This is a genomic window from Pseudomonas sp. GZJR-8 (assembly GCF_002916705.1).
GTDB classification, from domain to species: Bacteria; Pseudomonadota; Gammaproteobacteria; order Pseudomonadales; family Pseudomonadaceae; genus Aquipseudomonas; species Aquipseudomonas synxantha_A.
The window spans coordinates 588,678-608,891 of the sequence record NZ_JXSI01000002.1; the positions used below are offsets into that span (position 1 = coordinate 588,678).

Annotated in this window: 16 protein-coding genes; 2 read left to right on the forward strand and 14 right to left on the reverse strand. The window is 60.6% G+C overall.

Going from position 1 to position 20,214, the window contains the following annotated elements:
* The first annotated feature begins 9 nt into the window (after positions 1 to 9).
* The gene (locus TK42_RS06010) at positions 10 to 432 is read left to right on the forward strand and encodes a RidA family protein (protein ID WP_103733812.1); all 423 of its coding nucleotides are present in this window, start codon (positions 10 to 12) and stop codon (positions 430 to 432) included.
* Positions 433 to 441: 9 nt separating this feature from the next.
* Here TK42_RS06010 and TK42_RS06015 read toward each other — a convergent pair whose 3' ends face one another.
* From TK42_RS06015 to TK42_RS06070, 12 genes are all read right to left on the reverse strand, one after another.
* Entirely contained in the window at positions 442 to 1,014 is a 573-nt protein-coding gene (locus TK42_RS06015; protein WP_032880322.1) for an HD family hydrolase, read from the reverse strand.
* An 86-nt stretch (positions 1,015 to 1,100) separates the two neighbouring features.
* Complete coding sequence (locus TK42_RS06020) at positions 1,101 to 1,658, reverse strand: helix-turn-helix transcriptional regulator (protein ID WP_005789603.1); 558 nt, start codon at positions 1,656 to 1,658, stop codon at positions 1,101 to 1,103.
* Between the two features lie 241 nt (positions 1,659 to 1,899).
* Positions 1,900 to 2,736: a 5'-nucleotidase, lipoprotein e(P4) family gene (locus TK42_RS06025; protein ID WP_103733813.1), complete on the reverse strand. Its 837-nt coding sequence runs from the start codon at positions 2,734 to 2,736 to the stop codon at positions 1,900 to 1,902.
* A gap of 59 nt (positions 2,737 to 2,795) precedes the next feature.
* On the reverse strand, positions 2,796 to 5,306 hold the full coding sequence (locus tag TK42_RS06030; protein WP_103733814.1) for a fimbria/pilus outer membrane usher protein: 2,511 nt from the start codon (positions 5,304 to 5,306) through the stop codon (positions 2,796 to 2,798).
* An 85-nt stretch (positions 5,307 to 5,391) separates the two neighbouring features.
* Positions 5,392 to 6,132 (reverse strand): molecular chaperone, encoded by a 741-nt coding sequence (locus TK42_RS06035; RefSeq protein WP_032880326.1) that lies wholly within the window; start codon positions 6,130 to 6,132, stop codon positions 5,392 to 5,394.
* 75 nt (positions 6,133 to 6,207) lie between these two features.
* Positions 6,208 to 6,810, reverse strand: a complete 603-nt coding sequence (locus TK42_RS06040) for a fimbrial protein (protein WP_003192447.1) — start codon at positions 6,808 to 6,810, stop codon at positions 6,208 to 6,210.
* A 197-nt stretch (positions 6,811 to 7,007) separates the two neighbouring features.
* Entirely contained in the window at positions 7,008 to 7,655 is a 648-nt protein-coding gene (locus TK42_RS06045; RefSeq protein ID WP_032880328.1) for a response regulator, read from the reverse strand.
* Between the two features lie 23 nt (positions 7,656 to 7,678).
* Positions 7,679 to 10,852, reverse strand: coding sequence for a hybrid sensor histidine kinase/response regulator (locus TK42_RS06050; protein ID WP_103733856.1), 3,174 nt, complete (start codon positions 10,850 to 10,852; stop codon positions 7,679 to 7,681).
* Positions 10,853 to 10,932: 80 nt separating this feature from the next.
* On the reverse strand, positions 10,933 to 12,126 hold the full coding sequence (locus tag TK42_RS06055) for an EAL domain-containing protein (RefSeq protein ID WP_005789591.1): 1,194 nt from the start codon (positions 12,124 to 12,126) through the stop codon (positions 10,933 to 10,935).
* Positions 12,113 to 14,911, reverse strand: a complete 2,799-nt coding sequence (locus TK42_RS06060) for an ATP-binding protein (RefSeq protein WP_103733815.1) — start codon at positions 14,909 to 14,911, stop codon at positions 12,113 to 12,115. Before TK42_RS06060 ends, TK42_RS06055 begins: the two co-directional genes overlap by 14 nt.
* A gap of 57 nt (positions 14,912 to 14,968) precedes the next feature.
* Positions 14,969 to 15,952, reverse strand: coding sequence for a fimbrial protein (locus TK42_RS06065; protein ID WP_103733816.1), 984 nt, complete (start codon positions 15,950 to 15,952; stop codon positions 14,969 to 14,971).
* 23 nt (positions 15,953 to 15,975) lie between these two features.
* Positions 15,976 to 16,665, reverse strand: a complete 690-nt coding sequence (locus TK42_RS06070) for a molecular chaperone (protein ID WP_005789586.1) — start codon at positions 16,663 to 16,665, stop codon at positions 15,976 to 15,978.
* Between the two features lie 198 nt (positions 16,666 to 16,863).
* Between TK42_RS06070 and TK42_RS06075 the strand changes: the two genes are divergently transcribed.
* Positions 16,864 to 17,385, forward strand: coding sequence for a chemotaxis protein CheY (locus TK42_RS06075; protein ID WP_103733817.1), 522 nt, complete (start codon positions 16,864 to 16,866; stop codon positions 17,383 to 17,385).
* A 15-nt stretch (positions 17,386 to 17,400) separates the two neighbouring features.
* On the opposite strand, the gene TK42_RS06080 is transcribed toward TK42_RS06075, so the two are convergent.
* Entirely contained in the window at positions 17,401 to 18,606 is a 1,206-nt protein-coding gene (locus TK42_RS06080) for a DUF1835 domain-containing protein (protein ID WP_103733818.1), read from the reverse strand.
* A gap of 295 nt (positions 18,607 to 18,901) precedes the next feature.
* Complete coding sequence (locus TK42_RS06085) at positions 18,902 to 19,978, reverse strand: aldo/keto reductase (RefSeq protein WP_103733819.1); 1,077 nt, start codon at positions 19,976 to 19,978, stop codon at positions 18,902 to 18,904.
* Positions 19,979 to 20,214 lie beyond the last annotated feature (236 nt).

A 20,214-nucleotide genomic window follows, 5' to 3' on the forward strand; every position in this document is an offset into this window, starting at 1 on the left:
AGCAATACCATGAGCGACAGCATTCAACGCACCAGCGTGGGCGATTTTCCCATCTCGCAAACCGTCACCGTGCCGGCCTCGGCCAGTCTGATATTCGTCAGCGGCACGCTGCCCGACCTCGCCGACCCAAATGTGCCTGGGGCTTATGGCGACACCGAAGTACAGACTGTTTCAGTGTTTAACAAGCTGCGCAAAATCCTCCAGCAGCAGGATCTGGACCTGGGCGATATCGTGCAGTTGCGGGTATTTCTGGTCGGCGCGGAAGAAACCGACGGCAAGCTGGATTTTGCCGGGTTGCAGCGGGGGTATACGCAGTTCTTCGGTACGCCCGAGCAGCCGAACAAACCGGCGCGGACAGCGTTGCAAGTGGTGGCGCTGCCGTTGCCGGGGGCGTTGGTGGAAGTGGAGGCGACTGCTGCTCGGGCGGTGTGATGACGCCCGTCACTCTGCGGCGTGGAGCCTTTGCTCTGTCGCCCGATCGATCAACGCCCGCAGCGCTTCGAACAAAGGGGCTGCATCTGTGTGTTTTTTGCCGTAGGCCAGGTTGAAGGCGTAATCGAAATCGGGCGGGTTCAGCCCTTGGGTGTGCTGCAGCAGGGTCTCCAGTTTGTCCATGGCCTTGACGGCTTTTGCTTCCGGCGAACGTGCGTTCTCGTAGTCATCCCATAACGTCAGGATCTCGGCTTTCAGGGGGCTGTCCAGGGACTGCGCCAACAGCAGCAGGTCGAGCCGCTCCTGTTCGCCCTTGTTGGGAAAGGCCGCCTGGCTGACCGCCGGGATATCGCCGTGGATGGCTTCGCCCAAATCATGGATAACGCACATCTTGAGGATTTTCAGCAGGTCCAGGCCGGGCAATTGATCGGCGAACACCATCGCCATCAGACACAGGCGCCAACTGTGTTCGGCCGTGCTTTCAGTGCGGCCCGAAGCCGTGTGGGCACTTCTGAGCACATCCTTGAGTTTTTCCGCTTCGCGCAGAAAATCGAGACGGCCTTTGATTTTTTCCATGTCCATGATGCTGCCCCGCAAGGTCGGTTGTGCAGGTAAGCCTAGGTGCGCGAGCGCAGATCGTCCACGCATAAAATATGCGCGGTGGGCTTTCAGAGTGTCTCGACCAGGCGTGCTGCGCTGCCATCGCTCAGGGTCATGCGTGTCCAGCGACACAGGCTTGGGCGTATGGGCACGAGATTGGAGTCGTTGCTTCCAGTGGTGAATTCAAGGGCCGGTGGTGCCTGGGTTTCACGCCAGCCGGTATGCTCCAGGCTGGCTTCGATCAGCTGGATTTGCGGCGTTGCGAAGCGCCACAACGACTGGCCCATAAGCTCGGCGAGCGGGCTGCTGAACTGGCGTGCGCGGGAAGGCGAGCACGCGAGCAGGCGGTGCGTCAGGTCGCACACCAAGTGCATCGCTTGCGAACTCTCGCTGACCAGCCGGGCCAATGCCTGATCGGCGGCTGCATCAAGTCGGGCTGCCAACAACTGCTCAAGCTGTTGGTGCGCAGCCGGATCCATCGCTTGTACGCCACTTTCCCAGCGCGAAATAGTCGATTGCGTGACGTTGAACAACTGCGCTGCATGACTTTGCTTGATGCGGTGCAGCAAACGCCATCGCCGCAGCGCAACGCCGGGCAAGGCAGGCTTGAGCAAGGAGTGAGGCATCTGCGATTCCTGAGTCGACGGGTGGATGACGAGTGTGATGACAAGAGGGCAGCGGTGCAAATGAGTGGGATGAACGGCCCTCGGGTTGGCACACCAAGCCTCAGGGCTGAAGTGTTGATCGCTCCTGATACGCAGATCCAATGTGGGAGGGGGCTTGCTCCCGATAGCGGATTGTCAGTCACTGCATGTGTTGACTGAACCACTGCTATCGGGAGCAAGCCCCCTTCCACATGGCTACTCTTTATTGCTGCAACAGCAAAGCCTGCTGCTTGAGCTTGCGCTTCTGGACAAACGGTAAGGTTTCATCATCCCCATACGGCGCGCTGTACCAATTGCCGTAGCTCGGGTTGGGCAGCAGGAACCAGCGCTGCCCCAGCCAGTTCACATAGGGTTCGACGGCCTTGCGCTGCGCAGCCAGGGTGTTGTGTTCGGCCTGCACGAAATCTCCCAGCGAGTCACCGGCCATCAACAACACGCGGGCTTGGCTGGCGACCCACTGGCGACGGCAGTTCTTGCCATAGCCAGCGCTTGCGCAGTGGCCGGTGGGGGTGCTGGCCGCCAGGATCTGTGCGTCGCTCTCTATCGGAAAACCGCGCAAACGCAGGTTTTTGGCGGTGGCCGCGACCTGGCTGTGCTCGCGGTTGGTGAGGTAATACACCTTGATGCCTTTTTGCCTGGCCGCTTGCAGGAACGCCACGGAACCCGGCAGTGCCTCGGCCTTGGCCTGCTCGACCCAGGTATTCCAGCGATCGTAGGAATAGACCTGATTGTTGATGATGTCGCGAGCGTTGAGCGGCACGTTGTCCAACAGCGTCTCGTCGATATCCACAATCACCGCCGGCGGCAAACCGGTCAGCTTGCGCGCAGGTAAAGGCAGTGCGTCCCAGTTGGGGTCGGCCAGCGCTACATCGAGTTGGCGGGTGGCGTTGGCGAAGAGCTGGCGGTAGATCAGCTCGTGCTCGATGGAGGTCTGGGTCCAGAGCACGGCGTCGAGTTGGTCGTTGGCCGGTGGTGTTTGCTGGCAGCCTGCCAGGGCGGTGGTCAACAGGCAGGCACTGGCGAAGAACAAGTTACGCATGGGCAAGTCTCGCAGAGGGTAGGCGCGTGGTCAGCACAGTAGCGCAATCACCCGCACAATCAAGGCGTGCACACCAGTGACTGGCGCTCATAGTTCAGCGCCTTGTTCGGCGGTGGCAACGCATAGGTGGCCCGACAACGCTGTTCCCCCCACTTGATGATCAGCGTGCCCTGATCCTCTTCCACCAGCGCCAGGGCATTACCATTGGGGTCGGCAATCGCCAACTGCTTGCCATTGGCGTCTTCCAGTGAGGCACCAAACGACAGCGGTTGATGCTGTGCATCAAACAACTCAAACAACACCCGCCGTCCGGTAGTACCACTGTAATGCGCCACCACGATGGCGCCACGGCGTGGCACCAGTTGCTGGGTGGCGTTGGTGATTTCCACGTCGCCACCCAGGTCGCGGGTGTCCAGGCTGATCCAGTTGACCCGGTAGGGTTGCGCAGTGGGCACCACCGCATAGCCGTTGTAACCGGTTTCCACCCCGCTGTAGCTGCTGATCTTGGCTCCAGCGACGCCAGGCACCTCGGCCAGGGCGAAGGTCTCGCTGACGGTTTGCCCCAGGTTGACGCCGCCAGCATGGGCCACCACAGAACCGGCAAGGTTGAAGTTTTGTGAGTTGTAGCCCTGGCCCTGGCTGTAACCGAGGCTGACGTCTGCCACGGCGGTGCGGCTGTTGATGTTCACCGAGCCTGAGTCGCCGCTGGTGTCACTGTGGCCCGCCTGCACCGAATAGAAGGTGTCGCTGGTGTCGGCCACGTAGCCGTTGATGCCCGCTTGGGTGGTGGTGTCGCCACGTTGGTGGCTGGTGGTGACAAACGCTCGTGGCGCGCGGGCCTGGCTGCCCAGCGGGAAAGACACCGACAGGTTCACCTGCGTGTCGCTGCTCGGCTCGCCCCAGGTGACGATCTGCTTGGTGCGGGTCACGCCAAGGTTGTAGCTCAGGTCGCCCCAGTTGCCGGTGTAGCCCGCGGAAAAGCTCTGGGAGCCGCCGCGATTCCAGTAGCGTTGGTCGCTGGCGTTCACATACAGGCTGCCGAATTCGCTGTTGCGTCCGATGCTCTGGTTGATGGTCAGGTCGGTGCGGGTTTTCGAGTGGCCGGTGCGTACGCGCAGGTCTTCGCTGCTGTCTTCCACATGGTCGGTGAGGGTGCGATAGCCCTCGGTGGAGTAGCGATAGGCGGCCAGGGTGAAGTTGGTATCGGTGCCGGCAAAGGTCTTGGCGTACAAGGCGCGTACGCTGCTGCCCTGGGAGGTTCGCCCCTGGGCCTTGCTGGACGAATGGGTGGTATCCAGGGAGAACGCACCGAACGAGGTGTTCCGGCCGGCGCCGATCGACAGCGCGCTGTAGTCCTCACTGGCTTGCACACCGACAATCCCGCTGAGGTTGCTGGTCAAGCCGTAAGCCAGCGTACCGCTAAAAAAACGCGGGGTTGCCAGGCCATCGGCATTGCTTTTGAACGTGCCCGCCGAGACGCTGTATTTCACCTGGCCTTCGCGCACCATGATCGGCAGGCTGGAGAACGCCTGCATCGTCACCCGCCGCGTACCGTCGGCTTCGATCACGGTGATTTGCAGGTCACCGTTGGAGCCGCTGGGGTAGATATCGTTGATCTCGAACGGGCCTGGCGCGACGTTGGCGGTGTAGAGGATGTAGTCGTTCTGGCGGATCTCAACCGTCGCGTTGGTCTGCGCCACGCCGCGGATCACCGGCGCGTAGCCGCGCTCGCTGTCGGCGCGCATGCCGTCGTCGGAAGCCAGCTTGACCCCGCGATAGCGCACGCTGTCGAACAAATCGGTGTCGGAAAAAATTTCACCGGCGCTGAATTGGCCCTTGATCGCGGTGACGTCATGCTGCAAGTAAGTACGGTTGCTGGTGAAGGTGTTCGAGCGATCGGTGCCGCCGCTCAGGTTCGACTCGTTGCGCAGCCGCCAGGCGCCCAGGTTGATGCCATTGCGCAGGCCCAGGTTATTGGCGATGCGGGTCTTGTAGTCGCCGGCGGTGCGGCTGCTGTTGAGCTGGTAGTTGATGAAGGCGGCGGGCACACCGTCGTCCCACAACTGTGGGTCGACATACCCGCGCAAGCCACGCTGCATCGCCACCTGCGGGATACTTGCGAGCAGGCGCAGACGGCTGCTGTCGTAGCGCACGCTGGCGTCTTCGATCATGTCGGCAAGGGCGTAGCAGTCCTGCGGCTGCTGCGGGTCAAGTTTGCCCTCGGCCTGCAAACGGTGCAGGTCGATACCCAGTTGCTTGAGAAGGTCGAGGGTCAGGCAGGCTTCGACGCGGCCGTTTTTGGGGTTGCGCTTGAAATCGATATCGCGCCGGCCCACCAGCACTTCGTTGCTGTACAGGTCGACGCGGTAAGTGCCCGGCAGCACGCTGTTTGCAGAGAGCAATTGCTGCAAGTCCACCGGTGACTGCGAGCCTTGCAGGAAGGTGGTATTGAAGGTTTCCGTAGCGTCATCGGCCATGACCAGGCCGGGCAGACTGGCGGCAATCGCCAGCGACAGCGTCTTCAACTTCAGTACGCCACGTGCGGGCCTGTTGCTGGAAAGAAAGGACATGCGAAGACCTATGACATCCCTGATTGACGGACAGCCGGGCACGCAAACACGCACGCGAAGTGAGCCTGTGGGTTAGCGAAAGTGCTTAGGGGTTGAGGCGCGATTCAGTCGCATGCGCCGGTAGCGCAGTGCCGCTGGACAGCGGCGCGCTGTAGTGATTCTGCGCGCCGTAGTCATTGATGCTGGAAAACGACAACTGCACCGGCCCGCTGGCAACTGGAGCACTGAGCGCAAACTGTTTTTGTTCGCCTGGCGCAATCATGGTGGAGTCGCTGGCCAATACCGCCTGCACTTTGATGTCGGCCATGGACACGTGGTACAGCGTCGGGTTTTTCACCTGCAACAGGGTTTGGCTGCCGTGTTTGACCAGCGTCCATTCAAGCTGCGCAGGGGCTTGCAGCGCACTGCCGGTGAGGCCTGCAGGGCGGTAAAAAATCTTGATCCGTTGGCGTATAGCCAACTGCAAAGTGTTCTCGGCTTCGCTGGCCTTGGGGATTTCCTGCACGTTGAGCCACACCACCGACTCGCGGTCCGTGGGCATGCCGGTGCCTTCGTACAGGATTCGCAGCAGTTGTTGTTCCTTGGCAAATACCCGCGCCAGGGGCGGGGTGACGGCAAACGGCGCGCGGCTGGCGCGGGCATCGTTCATGTCGACCCAGGATTGAATCAATACATCCTGGTTACCGTTACGCACGGTAATGTTGGCTTCCTTGTGGTCACCGTCAAACACGATACGGGTGGCATTCAATGAAATGCTGGCGGCGGCCTGGGTAGCCATGAGCAAGCCCAGCAGCCCCAGACATGCGGCGATAGAACGAGGCGGCATGAGGGTTATCCGGTGTAATCAGAAGACAATGGCGAGGCCGCAAGGCCTCGCGCGTTCGGTGCCCGGGGCGCCGAATTATTCGTATTGCAGGATGAACGGCAGGGTGGCGTCACCGCGACCGGCGGTCGACGAGCCCGCCGCTGCGGTGGTGACGTAGGCGGCCGCGAAGCTCAGGGTGGCGTCGCCGCCTTCAGTACCGGCACCGTGCATGGTGCTTTCAATGCGTGCGGTGCTTGGCGAGCTGAGGTCAATCAGACCGCCCTTGCTGTCGAGCAGGGCAATACCGACGTTTTGTGCAGTGGCCGAACCCGGGTTCAGGGCCAGTACCTTTTTGCCGGTGACCAGGCCCGAACCGCCGTTGTTGGCGTCAAAGATCATGGCGACCTTGGTGCCCTGGTTGCAGTTGACGTTCAGGTTGAAGTCTTTGGCGGTCACGCGACCTGCGGTCGGGTTTTCCGCGGTGCCCATGTCCTTGATCGATACGTTGCCCATGTCCACCGAAATGGTGCGGTCGGAGTTGGCGCCGTCCACCGAGCAGGCATCGTTATTAATGACGCCGGTGAAGGTGATTTTACCGCTGCCGCCCAGGGTTGGCGTCGGAGCAGGGTCCACGGCAAATGCACTGCCGGAAGCGGCGATAATGGCCGAGGCGATCACAGCCAGGGAAAACTTCTTCATGATGATGTCCGTAAGTGTTAGTTGAAAAGTTTGCTGTTGTTGAACTGCGAGCAAAGAGTAGGCGACGAGGCGGCGGGAGCGAATAAGACGATTCTTATAAGCGCTGGCGTGGGCAGGTTATTTGTGCTGTTGCAGCGGTGAAAGGCTTGAGAATAAAGGGCAAAGCCATTGTCCAGGAATGGCTTGCAAGTTATGCGTTAGTTGAAGATGTTACGTTCCAGGCAATAAGCAAGTAGATCCTGGTCGCTGCTGACTTCAAGTTTGCGCATGGCCGATATCTTTTGTGCGCTGATGGTCTTTGAACTTCGGTTCTGGCGGCGCGCAATGTCACTCACGCTCATGCCGGAAATAAACAGGCGCAGGATCTCGAACTCTTTGGGCGACAAACTGGTAAAGCGCTCGTCAATTGCCGTGAGGGTCTCTATCACCGAGGTCTTTGGCGGCTCCAGGCTGCGATAGTCGCTGTCCTGGGCGATCGCCTTGAGTGCCAGTTGAATCTCGGTATGCAACTGGCTTTTCTGGATGATGCCGACCACGCCCAGCTCTTGCAGGCGGGTGAGGATCAGGTGGTTGGAGATCATGGTCAGGATCAGGATCTGTACCTGCGGGAAGTGTCGTTTCAGGTACTCCACCAGCTTCAGGCCATCGCCATAAGGCGAGTCGCCCGGCATGTTGTAGTCGGTAATCACGATGTCAGCGCCTTGATGCTGCAACAGCTCGATCAGGCCGGCCGAACACACGGCCTCGCCGACGACTTGAAAGCGCATGTCACGCTCTACCAGTTCGCGAACGCCCAGCAACACGATCGGGTGATCGTCGGCGATTACCACGTTGAATTTTTTCATAAAGGGCCGTCCGTAGTGCCAGTTCAAGTGAGTGAAGAATGCCCGGGCTGGAGAGTCTCCAGAACGGCCGACAGACGCCGCATCACAGTCTTCACCTTGAGCTCAAGCGTTGTGTCGAGGCTGCCGCGGTCAAGGGCGCTTTCCAGTTCGATGCACGCCTGGGCCAGGCTGAGGGCCTGAACAGCACCCAGGGCGCCGGCGATCGAATGCAGCAATTGGCCGAGGTTGCGGGTATCACGCTGTGCCAGAGCCACACCGATGCGCTGTATGTCCTGCTGCACGCTGCTGATGAACAGCGGGCGCATCTTGTCCGACAGTTGCACACTGTCGTCGAATACCGACGCGGCAGGCTCAACCGGGGGCTGGACCTTGCACAGCTTGATCAACTGGCCACGCAGGGTTTGCAGGCTCAAGGGCTTGACGATCCAGGCGTTCATGCCCACCGCCAGGCAACGCACGCCTTCCTCACGCATCGCATTGGCGGTCACGCCGATAATCGGCAACTGAGGGTCATGTTCGCGCAGGATTCTGGCCAGCTCGTACCCATTCATCAACGGCATATTCACGTCGGTCAGTACCAGGTCGAAAGCCTGGGGTTGCCACAATTGCAACGCCTGCTCGCCGTTGGCGGCCAGGCTCACTGAGCAACCGAGTGCCTCCAACTGCTCCTTGATGATCGCCTGGTTGACCGGGTTGTCCTCGGCCACCAGGATGCGCAGCCCCAACCGCCCCGCGCTTTGTGGTCGGGTCGGCGTCGGCTGCTCATGCTTGCCATGCTGCGCCAGTGACACGGTGGCGGCGAGGGCGCGCACGTCGTGCAGATCCACCACCCAGCCTTGCGCCGTGTGCAGCGGCGGGCTGTGCGCACCCGGCAGGCACAGCACGCGCTGGCCGACCCATGGCCTGGCGGGCTCCCTGGGCAACAGGTCCACCAGCACTGCATGGTGGTTGTCTTTGTCTTGGGTGGTCGCCGCCAGGGCGGCGGTAATGCCTAGGCGGTTGAGCCAGTCACTCATCGCCTGCGCCAGTTCGCGTACCGGTGCCTGTACGTATACCGGCGTCGGGCTGGGTTCGATCAGCGGCAGGTTGGTGAGTGTGCCGCCACACAGCGGCAGGCGCATTTTCAACGTAAAGCTGCTGCCCAGCCCAGGCTCGCTGACCACACGGATCTCGCCGTCCATCATCTGCGCCAGCCACCGGCAGATCGGTAGGCCAAGCCCGGCGCCACCTTCGCTGGCGGTGTCCGGCGCCTGGTAGAACACATCGAAGAGCTTGGCCTGCTGCGCCTCGGGGATGCCTACGCCCGAGTCGGTGACTTGCCATTGCAGGTCGACATGATTGGCGTCGCGCCCCGTCACCCTGGCACGAATCACCACGCGCCCGAAATCGGTGAATTTGATCGCGTTGCTGACCAGGTTATTGAGAATCTGGCGGATGCGCATCGGGTCGCCCATCACGCAGTCCGGCAACTGCGGGTCAATGCAGCTATAGAGCTGCAGCCCCTTGCGCTGGGCGAAAGCGGCGTAGGTGTGCAGGGTGTCTTCGAGCATGTCCAGCGGGCAGAACTCCACAGCTTCTATCGCCATTTGCCCGGACTCGATCTTCGAGACATCCAGCACATCGCTGATCAGTTGGAACAGCGTGGCGGACGAGCGCTGGATGGTGTGAAGGTAGGCCTTCTGGTGTGGGTCAAGGTTCGTCAGACCGAGTAATTCGAGGGTGCCGAGCACGCCATACAGCGGCGTGCGGATTTCATGGCTCATCGTTGCCAGGAACAACGTCTTGGCCTCGCTGGCCGCATCGGCGGCGTGACGCGCTTCCTCCAGGGACTGGGCATCTTCGATATGCCGGGTAATATCGTTGAAAGCGTACAGGCGCACGTTTTCAGCCTGATAGCGGGTCGACACAAAGCCGATCTGCAGGTGCCGGCCCTCGATCTCCAGATGCGTTTCTCCGCTCTCAGCCATGTCGTGCTTACCGGCCATGGCCGCCACCAAACGTGCGGTACCCGGCCATTGCTGGGCCCGCTGGTTTTCGATCAACACCTTGCCATCGCTACGTCGCACCACGCATAACCCGGTGGGGGCGGTGTCGATGATCACGCGGCTGAATGCCACGCTTTCGGCAATGCGTTCGTGGGCCAGTTGCGCCGGCGTAATCACCTGGCGCCGATACCAGCGACTGCCGGCCCAACCCAGGGTGATCAGGCTGAACAGCAGCAAAGCCAAGGTGCTCAACGGCCACAATGCGGAGTGAAAGAAGTGCGAGTAGTTCAGGCCATAGACCGCGCTCCAGGGCTGGTCGCCGGCCTGGGTTATCTTGAATTCAATGCCGTTGGCCGTGAAATGCACACCGTCGCTGAGCTGCGCCTGGATGGTAGGCCCGATCAACCGGCTGCCGTCAGGGCCAATCAGGGTGAAGCGATCAAACGCCGAGTGATTCAATGCGCGCTGTACATCGTCGACCTGCGACACGTCGAGCAGGGTGCCGATCACTGCCTGGCCCTGTGCGTCGAGTGGCAGGCCGATGTAGGCCAGCAAATATTCGGGTTCGGGTCCGGCCTGCCAATACACCCGATTCTGCTCAAGCGGCTGCGGTGTCTGTGCGAGGATTTGCTGCACAGCGTTGACTCGCGCCACGGGGTTGTCGGTATCCTCGGGGCTTTCCCGGTGCTGATAGCCCACGGACGGAACAGTGATGGTGTAGTTCGCCTGACGATTGAGCAGAGAGGTTTGCGGCGCCTCGTACGGCGACGAGGACCAGAAGGCGCTGTAGTAACTGGTCAGGTGCGCGCCCAGGGCAAAAATCGGCGGTCTGGCGGCGGCGCCGATCTGCTGTTCATCGAACTTGATGCTGAACGGTACCGAAAACGAATACTTCTGGCCTTCGTACAACGTGCGGCGGTTGTCGACCATGCGGCTCTTGAGGCTGATCTGCACGTGGGTGGCGTGCAGCAGTTCGGCCTGGATGCCGGGATGCGTCAGGCTCTTGAGGTAGGTTTGCTGATCTGAGAGATTTTCCATCAGTCGCGCAAAGTGAAAGCGCATGGCGCCGTACCGGATTTCGACGCCCCTTTGCAGAGACCAGTAATTGGTCAGTACCAGTAGCAAAGCAATTCCCATCAGGACCATCAAGCCCTTGTTCAGGCGCAATGAGCTGCGGGTAAAGGCTTCGAGGATCGCGTTGTTGTGCTTCATCAGGGGGTCCGCAGGCGCAGGAAAAATCGGCACTGGATGCTGCTTACTCCTTTAAAGGGCAAGTAATCCGGGGCCGCCAGCTAGTGAGATGTCGCGGGGCCATCATTGTTCAGTAGTTGCTGAAATTGGTCCGAAGACACGGCGTGAGAGATCAGGAAACCCTGCACCTGATTGCAGTCGATTTTGCGCAGCAGCGCCAATTGCTGCGGGGTTTCCACGCCCTCGGCGACCACCGTCAGACCCAACTTGCGGCCCAGCGCGATAATGCTCGCCAATGCCTGGGCGATGCCTTCGTTGTCGTGACTGCCCTGCACCAGTGCCTGGTCGATCTTCAGTTCGGTAAAGGGCGTGGACACCAGATTGAGGTAGGAGCTGTAGCCCTTGCCGAAATCATCCTGGGACAAACCGAACCCCTTGATCCGCAATCGGCAGGCGCCGGCGTAGAAGTTGCTGATGTCCTGCGGCACCGAACACTCCATCAACTCAAAGCAGATCATGCCCGGGATACCATTGTGGTGCAGCACGAACTCCAGCAAACGGTCTGCCAGGTCATGGCTGTTGAGCAAGTGGGTCGGCAGGTTGATCGACACTGGAATTTCATAGCCGCGCTGGCGCCAGTGTTCCTGGGCGTGGATCGCTTGCTTGAGCACCAGCCACAACAGCCGCTCCTCCAGTTCGAACGCCTTGATCGCCGGCAGGAACGCGGCAGGCAGCATCACGCCTTGCTCGGGGTGCATCCAGCGCACCAGGGCTTCGGCGGCGACGATACGGCCGTTGGCCAGGGATTTTTTCGGCTGGAACCAGGCCTGGAACTGGCCGCTGCTCATGGCCTGCACCAGCGTGTGACGGTCGATGTCCATGTGCTCGGGTAGTTCGGGGGCGGGCTTGCGCACCTTGTTTCTGAGCTGGTCGATCAGAGTGCGCAAGGCCTCGGCGTTCACGGGTTTGGAGATCAACCCGATCACTTCCACATCGAGGTTTTTCGCCACCAGGCTGGCTCCCATCAACATGCGCCGTGACGCCGCACTCATGATCGCCAACGCCGGTTTGCAGCGCAGGCTGGCCAGGCACTGGATAAACTGCACGCCGTCCATGCCGGGCATCAGCAGGTCGGTCAGTACCAGGTCGAAGTCCCGCTGGCGCAGGCGCTCCAGCGCTTCTTTGCCATCCTCGGCGGTTTCGAGCAGGAAATCTCCCAACTCGCTGAGCAGGTTCTGCAGGTAGATATGCTGCAGGGGATGGTCCTCGACAATCAGAATACTAAGGGGCTTCATGGGGGATCCGTGCATAAGGCGCCAGGGAGTTGAATAGAGCCCGCAACGCAAAGGGTTTGACCAGGCAATGGTTCATGCCGGCGGCCAGGCACAGGTCGGCCTCGCCGCGCATGGCGTTGGCGGTGGCCCCGATAATCGGCAACGTGCAGCCCTGTCGACGCAGTTCACGCGCCAGTTCATAGCCGTTGATATGGGGCATGTTCACATCCGTCAACACCACGTCGAAATTGCCGGCGGTGTAGAGCTGTAACGCTTGCTGACCGTCGGCCGCCAGCTCCACGGTGCAGCCGAGTTCTTCGAGTTGATCACGCAAAATCAGCTGGTTGATGATGTTGTCCTCGGCCACCAGCAGGTGCAGGTTGAGTTTGTTCAGGTCCCGCCGGTGCGTTTGCTCATCGGCGCGGGCCACCCATAGCCCTTGCGCCTGGCTCACGGCCTGATGAATAGCCCCCAGGTGGTTGAGGTTGACGTGCCAGGCGCCGGCGTCGGCTTCTACGCCGGGGCAGGCGTTGCTGCTTACGTGAATCACCGGCCCGGGCCACTCGGGCACCAGCAACGGGTCGACGCTGCCGGGGTGCACTTGCAACAGCAGATGCGTGTCCGCCAGCGTCGGCAAGCCGGCCTGGGCCCTTGCGCCCCAACGGCGCAACCAGCCGGCGATCGCGTTTGCCAGTTCCGGGATCGGCGAGGCCACGTAAATGGTCTCGGCCAGCAACGGTGTCATCGGTGCAACAGATGCTTCCTCCAACGGCAGGATCAGGCTGAAACTGCTACCCAGGCCGAGTTCGCTGACCATGCGGATATTGCCGTTCATCAACTCCGTCAGACGCTGGCAAATCGGCAGGCCCAGGCCGGTGCCGGCAACCACATTGGTATTGCCTTCACTCTGGTAAAACGGCTCGAAGATCATCGCCTGGTCTTCCTGGGCGATACCTTTGCCGGTGTCTGAGACTTGCCACAACAGGCTGGAGCGTTCGCCGTCGCGGCCCAGCACTTTGACCCGCAGCACCACGCGCCCATAGTCGGTAAATTTCACCGCGTTGTTGAGCAGGTTATTGAGAATCTGGCGGATGCGCGTCACGTCACCGATCAGCCGTTCCGGCAACTTGGGATCGAAGCAGGCATACAGCTGCAGGCCCTTGGCGTGGGCCGCTGCGGCGTAGCCCTGGATGATTTCATGCACAAGGTCCAGCGGCGAGAACTCGCTCATCTCCAGTGCCAGCTGCCCGGCTTCGATCTTTGATACGTCCAGCACATCGCAGATCAGTTGCAGCAAGGTCGACGATGAGCCTTCGATCGCCTGCAGGTAGTCCTTTTGTTGTGCATCCAGTTGCGTGCGCGCCAGCAGTTCCAGGGTGCCCAGCACGCCATACAGCGGTGTACGGATTTCATGGCTCATGGTCGCCAGGAACAGAGTTTTTGCCGCGTTGGCTGCGTCCGCCGATTGCCGCGCCTCTTCCAGCGCTGCCTCGACCTGCTTGCGCGCACTGATGTCACTGAAGGCGCAAAACAGTACGTCTTCGCCTTTGTAGCGGGTCGGTGCACTGCTCAGGTACAGGTGACGGCCGTCGATGGTTTCAAAGTAGTCACTGCGCTCGGAAGGTCCGTTGGCAAAGGCTTGCTCGATCCAGCCGGCGCGCAGCGCCTCGCGCTCCGGCCCGTTACCCAGCCATTGCTGGGCCAGGGTGTTTTCCAGTACCACCTGGCCGTCGGTGCGGCGCAGCACGCAGAGGGCCACGGGGGCGGTCTGGATCACATCGCGGCCGAAGGCTTCGCTTTCAATCAACGCCTGGATGCGATGGATCGACGGAATGATGAAACGCTGGTCGACGCGGCGCATCACCAGCCAGATCAGTGTCAGGCTGAACAGGCAGAATAGCAGCGAACCGAGCAGCTGTTTCCACAAGCCGGTGACCACCGCACGCAGGTCGATGGAGTACATCAACTGCCACTCAGAGGACTTCAGGTGTTTGCGAATTACCAGATGGTCGGGTAGCCAGCCGTTGCCGACAAAACCGAAAAAACTGTCTTCGCCGGGCCTCAGGTGTTGCTGGCTCAACTGTGTATCGGTGCTGTTGGTGAACACCAGCATGCCCTGGGAATTGAGCATCATGAACTCACCGGCGCTCTGGTCGCTGAGTGTCGAGGAGACTTCACGGCTATCCATCTCCAGGCCGAGCCAGCCGGAGTCGCGATCACGCTCGTCCAGGCGGATGAAGATATACAGGTGCGAGTGCTGTTCAGTCCTGTCGCTCAGCCAAAGTTCGTTAAGCGTGGCCGGGTCGGTGTGCTGCAGGGCCTTGAGGCGGTTGAGCATGCATTTGGAAATCGGCAATACCTGCGGGGTGGCGTCGTAAAGGCGCATCACTTGCGGGTTGGGGCCGGCGTTGACATAGAGCAGGTTAAGCTGTTTGGCCTTGAGGTAGTCGCGCATGCGTGCGGTCAGCCAGATGCTCCACTGGTTGCCTGATGTGTCGCCTAATTCCAGGTGTTGTTCTTCGGCCGAGGACGGATAGACCCTGGACTGCTTGCGCACTGCCGACAGGCTCAGGCTTTCGAGCAGGGCTTGGCGGTTGGTGAAAAAGGTATGGGCTTCGGCAATGGCGCTGCTCATGTAGCCGCGGCGCTGGGAGATGTCGTTGTTGAAGGTCGACAGCAAAAAGGTATAGACCCCGCTGAGGATGCCTACCAGCAGCACAGTCGCAAAAATACGAAGCAGCCTTCTGGCTGCTTCGGGTCGGGAGAGGACGGGGTTGATCTGGAGCAGATAACTTTTCAATCGCATCGGCAGACTTTACGTCTCGGCCTTTGCCGGTGGCATAAGACGATCCTTAAAAATCACCTACTTGTAGTACATATCCACCACCACGGCAGCGTCGAACGCTCCGGGAATCGGTAGGGTGCGCCACTTGAGGTCGGCGCGGAATTCATCGTGGCTCTGGCCCAGGCCCATCAGTTCCTGCAGCGTGAACCAGTTGTTGAAGGGCAGTTGCTGCTGGCTCTCGGCGCGAGACAGCGAGATGCCGACTGAGCTGTTGTTGTCCGGCACCAGCAGGCCATTGTTCACACTGCCGCCGCCCGGCGTGGTGGCGAAGCGTGCGCTGACGGTATAGGGCGTGTCGCAGCCCTTGCGCAGGTTCAGGCTGAAGTTCGCGCTGCTGGCGACTTCACCGATCGAGGCCTTGCGCGAGGGTGTGGGGAAGTTGACCACGCTGGGGCTGATGGTCAGTTCGGGAGTGCAAGGCACGAAGCGGATATCGTTCATGCCGGTGACCACATAATTGAAGTTGCTGTTGGGTCGTGAGTTGAGCCCGCGCACGCCGTCCAGTTGGAACACGCGGTAAGAGGTCAGCGTGCTGGCCTGGCCGCTCGGTGGCGTGGGGTCGTACTTCTCGATGAACACGCTGAAATTGAGGGTGAAGCGCGCCTTGTCCCAGCCCACGCAGTTGGACAAATTGCAGCCTCGGTCGGAGAAGAAACCGGTACCGACCTTACCGGTGCTTTGGGTAATCGGTTGGTTGTTATAGCGAATGCCCACGCGAATCCCGGTGCCGATACTCACGCTGGCCGGGTTGACGTAGAAATACACTTCCTCACGGCCGTGGAGGTAGTCGTCCTTGCAGATGACATTGGTCGAGCGCGGGCCGGATTCCCAAATGATGGTGCCGTTGGGTGCATCGGCGGCGACGGCCAGCGCCGTGCCCAGCGCTTCCTGGGTGATGATCGAGTTGGTGCCGTCCTCGCGGCAGGCCAGTGCGTAGCTGGTGGCGGGCAAGACCGCGCAGGTCAACACCAGAAGCGGTAAACAGCGTTTGGTCAGTGACATCGGTTCAAATACCCCGTGTTTTATCAGTTGAGCGCCGTGCTATGACGGGCTTGCAAACCGATATCGGTGATTTCGGTGAAGTGGAGAGTGGCGCCCTTGGGCACAGCGTCGAGCGCGGTCAGGGTTTTGCGTTCATGGGGCTTGAGCAGCAGGTAATCGCTGAGCGTCTGGCTGTCGGTTCGCAGGTTGACCAGCGACAGGTGGAAGGCGCTGGGGTTGTTGACGGTTACCGTGCGCCCGTCGCTGCTCCATACCAATTGCTGCACCGCCTCGGCCGAGCCGCCCTGGAGTGCGGGGGGCCGGTAGAACAGCTTGAGCCGCTGGCGGATCGCGAATTGCACGCTGTTGGGGTCTTCGGGCTTGAGCGGGATCTCCATGATATTGAGCCAGAACAGCGATTCGCGATCGCTGGGCAAGCCCTCACCGGCATACAGGATGCGCAGCTTGTGATGCTCCCCGGCGCCCAGTTGTACCAATGGCTCGGTGGCGGCAAAGGGCACGGTGCGGTCGGCTGATTCGTCCTCGCCGGTGATCCAGGTTTGCACCACCACTTCCCGCGAGGCCTGGTTGACCACACTGATACCGGCGGCCTTGTCCTGGCCGAAATAGATCAGGCGGGTGCCTTCAATCTTCAGCGCCGCATCGGCAGGCGGGGGCGCAAGCACCAGCAGGCCGCAGGCCAGCAGCACCATTCTGAGTAGAAACATGAACACGGCAATTCCATGGTCGGGTAAGGGAACGCAGCTCATGGTAGGTGGCGAGTGGCGCGAAGGCTTTGAGGCGATTCTTAAAAGTACGGTGTGCCCCGGATTGCCGTTTCAGAATCGCCTTAAAGTCAGGGTTCACCCCTGACGGTTACTTTGCTCAGCGTTGAATGATCGACGCGGATGCCCAACTGTCAGGTTTACCCTATGTCCAATAAAGCGTTACGCCTTCTGATTGCCGATGCGGAGCTTTTGCAACGGATCAAGATCGAGAAAATGCTCAACCAGCTGGGCTATCACCGCATCGCGCCGTTGAGTTCGTTCGACGAGTTGCAGGCACTGACACGCTCGGGCGTTGTGGCGTTTGACCTGCTGATCATCAACACTGCGCTAGTGCACTCACGGCAGGTCAACCTGCTCAAGTACTGCCATGACAACCCGTTGATCCGCCATACGCTGATCTATGACGGGCAATGTGCGCAGCGCTCTGTGGTGTCGGTCTCGGTCAGCCAGACCCTGCACCTGTCGTTGTCACAATCGCCCGACTTCAACTCCCTGCGTCGCTGCATGGAAATTGTTGATCCGGCGCACAGTTCCCCGACCGCTGACTGGCCCATGCTGCGCGCCGTGGACGGCCGAGCGCCCCAGCCTTCGATGAGCCCGCGGGCGGTCTACCAGGGCGACCCGACTGTGGTGGCATGTGCCGTGGGGTTGTTTCCCAAGCGCTGAGCGTATCGCGCAGCATCAGTCACGCCAGACGGGCAGATCATCAAGGCCCAGTGCCCAATGAGGTTGCCGTGGCCGCAGACACACACCGCCGACCCAACGCTCATGGCTGGCGTGGTCCAGCCAGCAGGCGTCGCCGTCCAGCACCTGCTGTGCCAGTGGCGTCAACGCCAATACGCGGCGCGGCCACTCCACGCCCGTTTCGGACTCGATCAGCAGCGGCGCCGCCCCATCAATCAATGGGCGCAGCAGCGCATGGAACATCATGTCGCCCAGGAAAGGCAGTGGCTCGCGCTTGGCCATCAACTCGGCAAACACCCGGCCGAAAGGCACAGGCCCGGCCTCGGCGATATACCTCAGGGACAAACGTTCAGTCAGCGACAAACCGTCCTCGATACCCGGCAACTCCTGTAGCTGGCGCCGTAACGCCGGTGCCAGAAAAGGCAGGGCAGGGTGATTGCCATGGGCCAGTTCCGCGAGCTTGAGCGGTGAGCTGTCGCAATAAGCCGCCCAGGTGCGTTTGGCTAATTGCACTGCGTTGTCGTCAATCAAACGCCGCTGCGGCCAGAGCCAGGCCAGCACATCGGGGGCCAATTGGCCTATGCCGATAAATCGCTCGACCCCGGGAATGCGGTCGGCCTCAATCAGCTCCAGCTTGCGCGGCGCCTGCTCAAGGCCAGCCAGGGCGCGCACCAGAAACAGTTGGTCGTAGGCGTCCGCCTCGCACCACAGCACACTGTGATCGGTATTGGCCAAGGTTTGTAGTTGGTCGTATTCATCGTTGACGCGATGCGCAACTTCCGTGGAGTCAAGGGCAAAGGCCTGACTGATAAAAGTACTGCGCATCGCGCGGAACGCTTCGCTTGGCAGTTCACGCACTGGCCCCATGCACAACGGGTCCGTGAGCATCCGGAACTGGCCCTTGAACCCGGCCAGTTGCAGGCTGTGGGCAATATCATTGCCACACCGCCAATGGGTGGTGCGGGATTCATCGCTGGCCTCGAAACCAGGGTGGCGGGCGGCAAAGTCAAGGGCGTCGACATGGGCCTTGAGCTTGGGCCAACTGGCGAAGCCCAGCTGTTTGGCAAGCTGCCACTGAGCCTGGGACAAGATTGCGCTGGGGTCTTGGCTTTTCAGGCGCGACAACAGTTCCTTGGCGCGCTTGCGCTGTTGCTCAAGGTTGAGGCGGCCGTCGGTGTTTGAGGCGAAAGGGCGTTGCGACATACGAGCTCCTTGTTCGAACCTTTTCCGCTTTAAGGTTGGGAGTCGTAGAAATGAGGTAGAGCTGTGATGTCCTGGGCGCAGCCCTTTCCGCGGAAGGTGGCGTAGAGAGCGCCAGGCGGCAAATATAGGCAGCATTGCTATTCGGTGCAACCCGAAAATGTGGGCGCGGGCTTAACGTTCTTTGTAGGCGCGAGCTTGCTTGCGAAAAACGCACAGGCGCCACGTTTAATCAGGAACTAGGCGTTATCGATGACGTCTTTCGCGAGCAAGCTCGCTCCCACATTAAGGGCTGTGTTTACTTGTCCTTGCGCGCATCCATGGTCTTCTGGTGCTCGGCCAGGAACGGCTGTTCCGCAGGATCAAAACGATCAATCCCGGCCGTAAAGCGATGCCAGTAGGGGTACAGCGGCTGGCGACGCGTGACCGCCTCGATGCGTGAGGATTGTTCCTCGGTCAGCTTCAGTTCAGTCGCGGCAAGGTTATCGCGCAGGTGCTCTTCGGTACGCGCTCCGACGATCAGCGAGGTGATCCCCGGCCGATCCTTGAGCCAGGCCAGGCAGGTACGGGCGACCGAGACGCCATGCTCATCACCGACGGCGGCAAGGGTTTCGATAATGTCCAGGGCACGCTCCTGGTCATGCACATAGGGTTCCGGCCAGCCGCTGCCCTGGCGCGTATTTGCCGGCGGCTTATGCCCGCGTCGGGTCGAGCCGGTCAGCAAGCCTTCGCCCATCGGGCCCCATACCAAAGTACCGACGTGCTGGTCCAAGGCCAACGGCAGCAATTCGTACTCGGCTTCACGGGATTCCGGGGTGTAGTAGATCTGCTGGGTGATGGGCTTGAGCATGCCGTGCAGCTCAGCCTTGCCCAGGGTTTTCATCATCTGCCAGGCGGTGAAGTTGCTGGTGCCGAAGTAACGGATCTTTCCCGAGCCGACTAACAGACGCAGGGCTTCGAGGGTCTCTTCGATGGGCGTCATGCCGTCCCAGTTATGCAGTTGGTACAGGTCGATATGGTCGGTGCCCAAACGCTTCAAACTGGCTTCACAGGCGCGAATCAAGTGATAGCGCGATGAGCCGGAATTGTTCGGGTTCTGGTCCACCGGGCTGCGGCCCTTGGTCGCCAGCAGAATATCGTTGCGCTTGTCGCCCAAGGCTTTGCCGACGACCTCTTCGGCCAAGCCGTGGGAGTAAAGATCGGCGGTGTCGACCATATTCACCCCGGCATCGAACGCGATATCGAACATACGCTTGGCCAAGGGCACGTCCACTGCGCCGCATTTTTCGAACTCCGCACGACCGCCAAAGGGCACGGTGCCCAGGATGATTTCCGATACCAGCAGGCCGGAATGACCCAGTTGTCGGTATTGCATGTCGCCTCCTACTTAACGTTGCACGTGAAGGTGTGAACGATGGGAAGGGCGATAGTTTGAATTTTTTAATGAAAAATCGTCTGAGGGGGGCGCCGCACCATTGCGGCCACGGGATTTGGCAGGGCGCACTGCTATTGAAGATGGCGAGTCCCGTACGAAAAGTCTTTTTTGTACGTAATAAATTGCTAGTTATTACGTGGTTTATCTGCTGTTGTCGGGGCGTTCCTACATACATT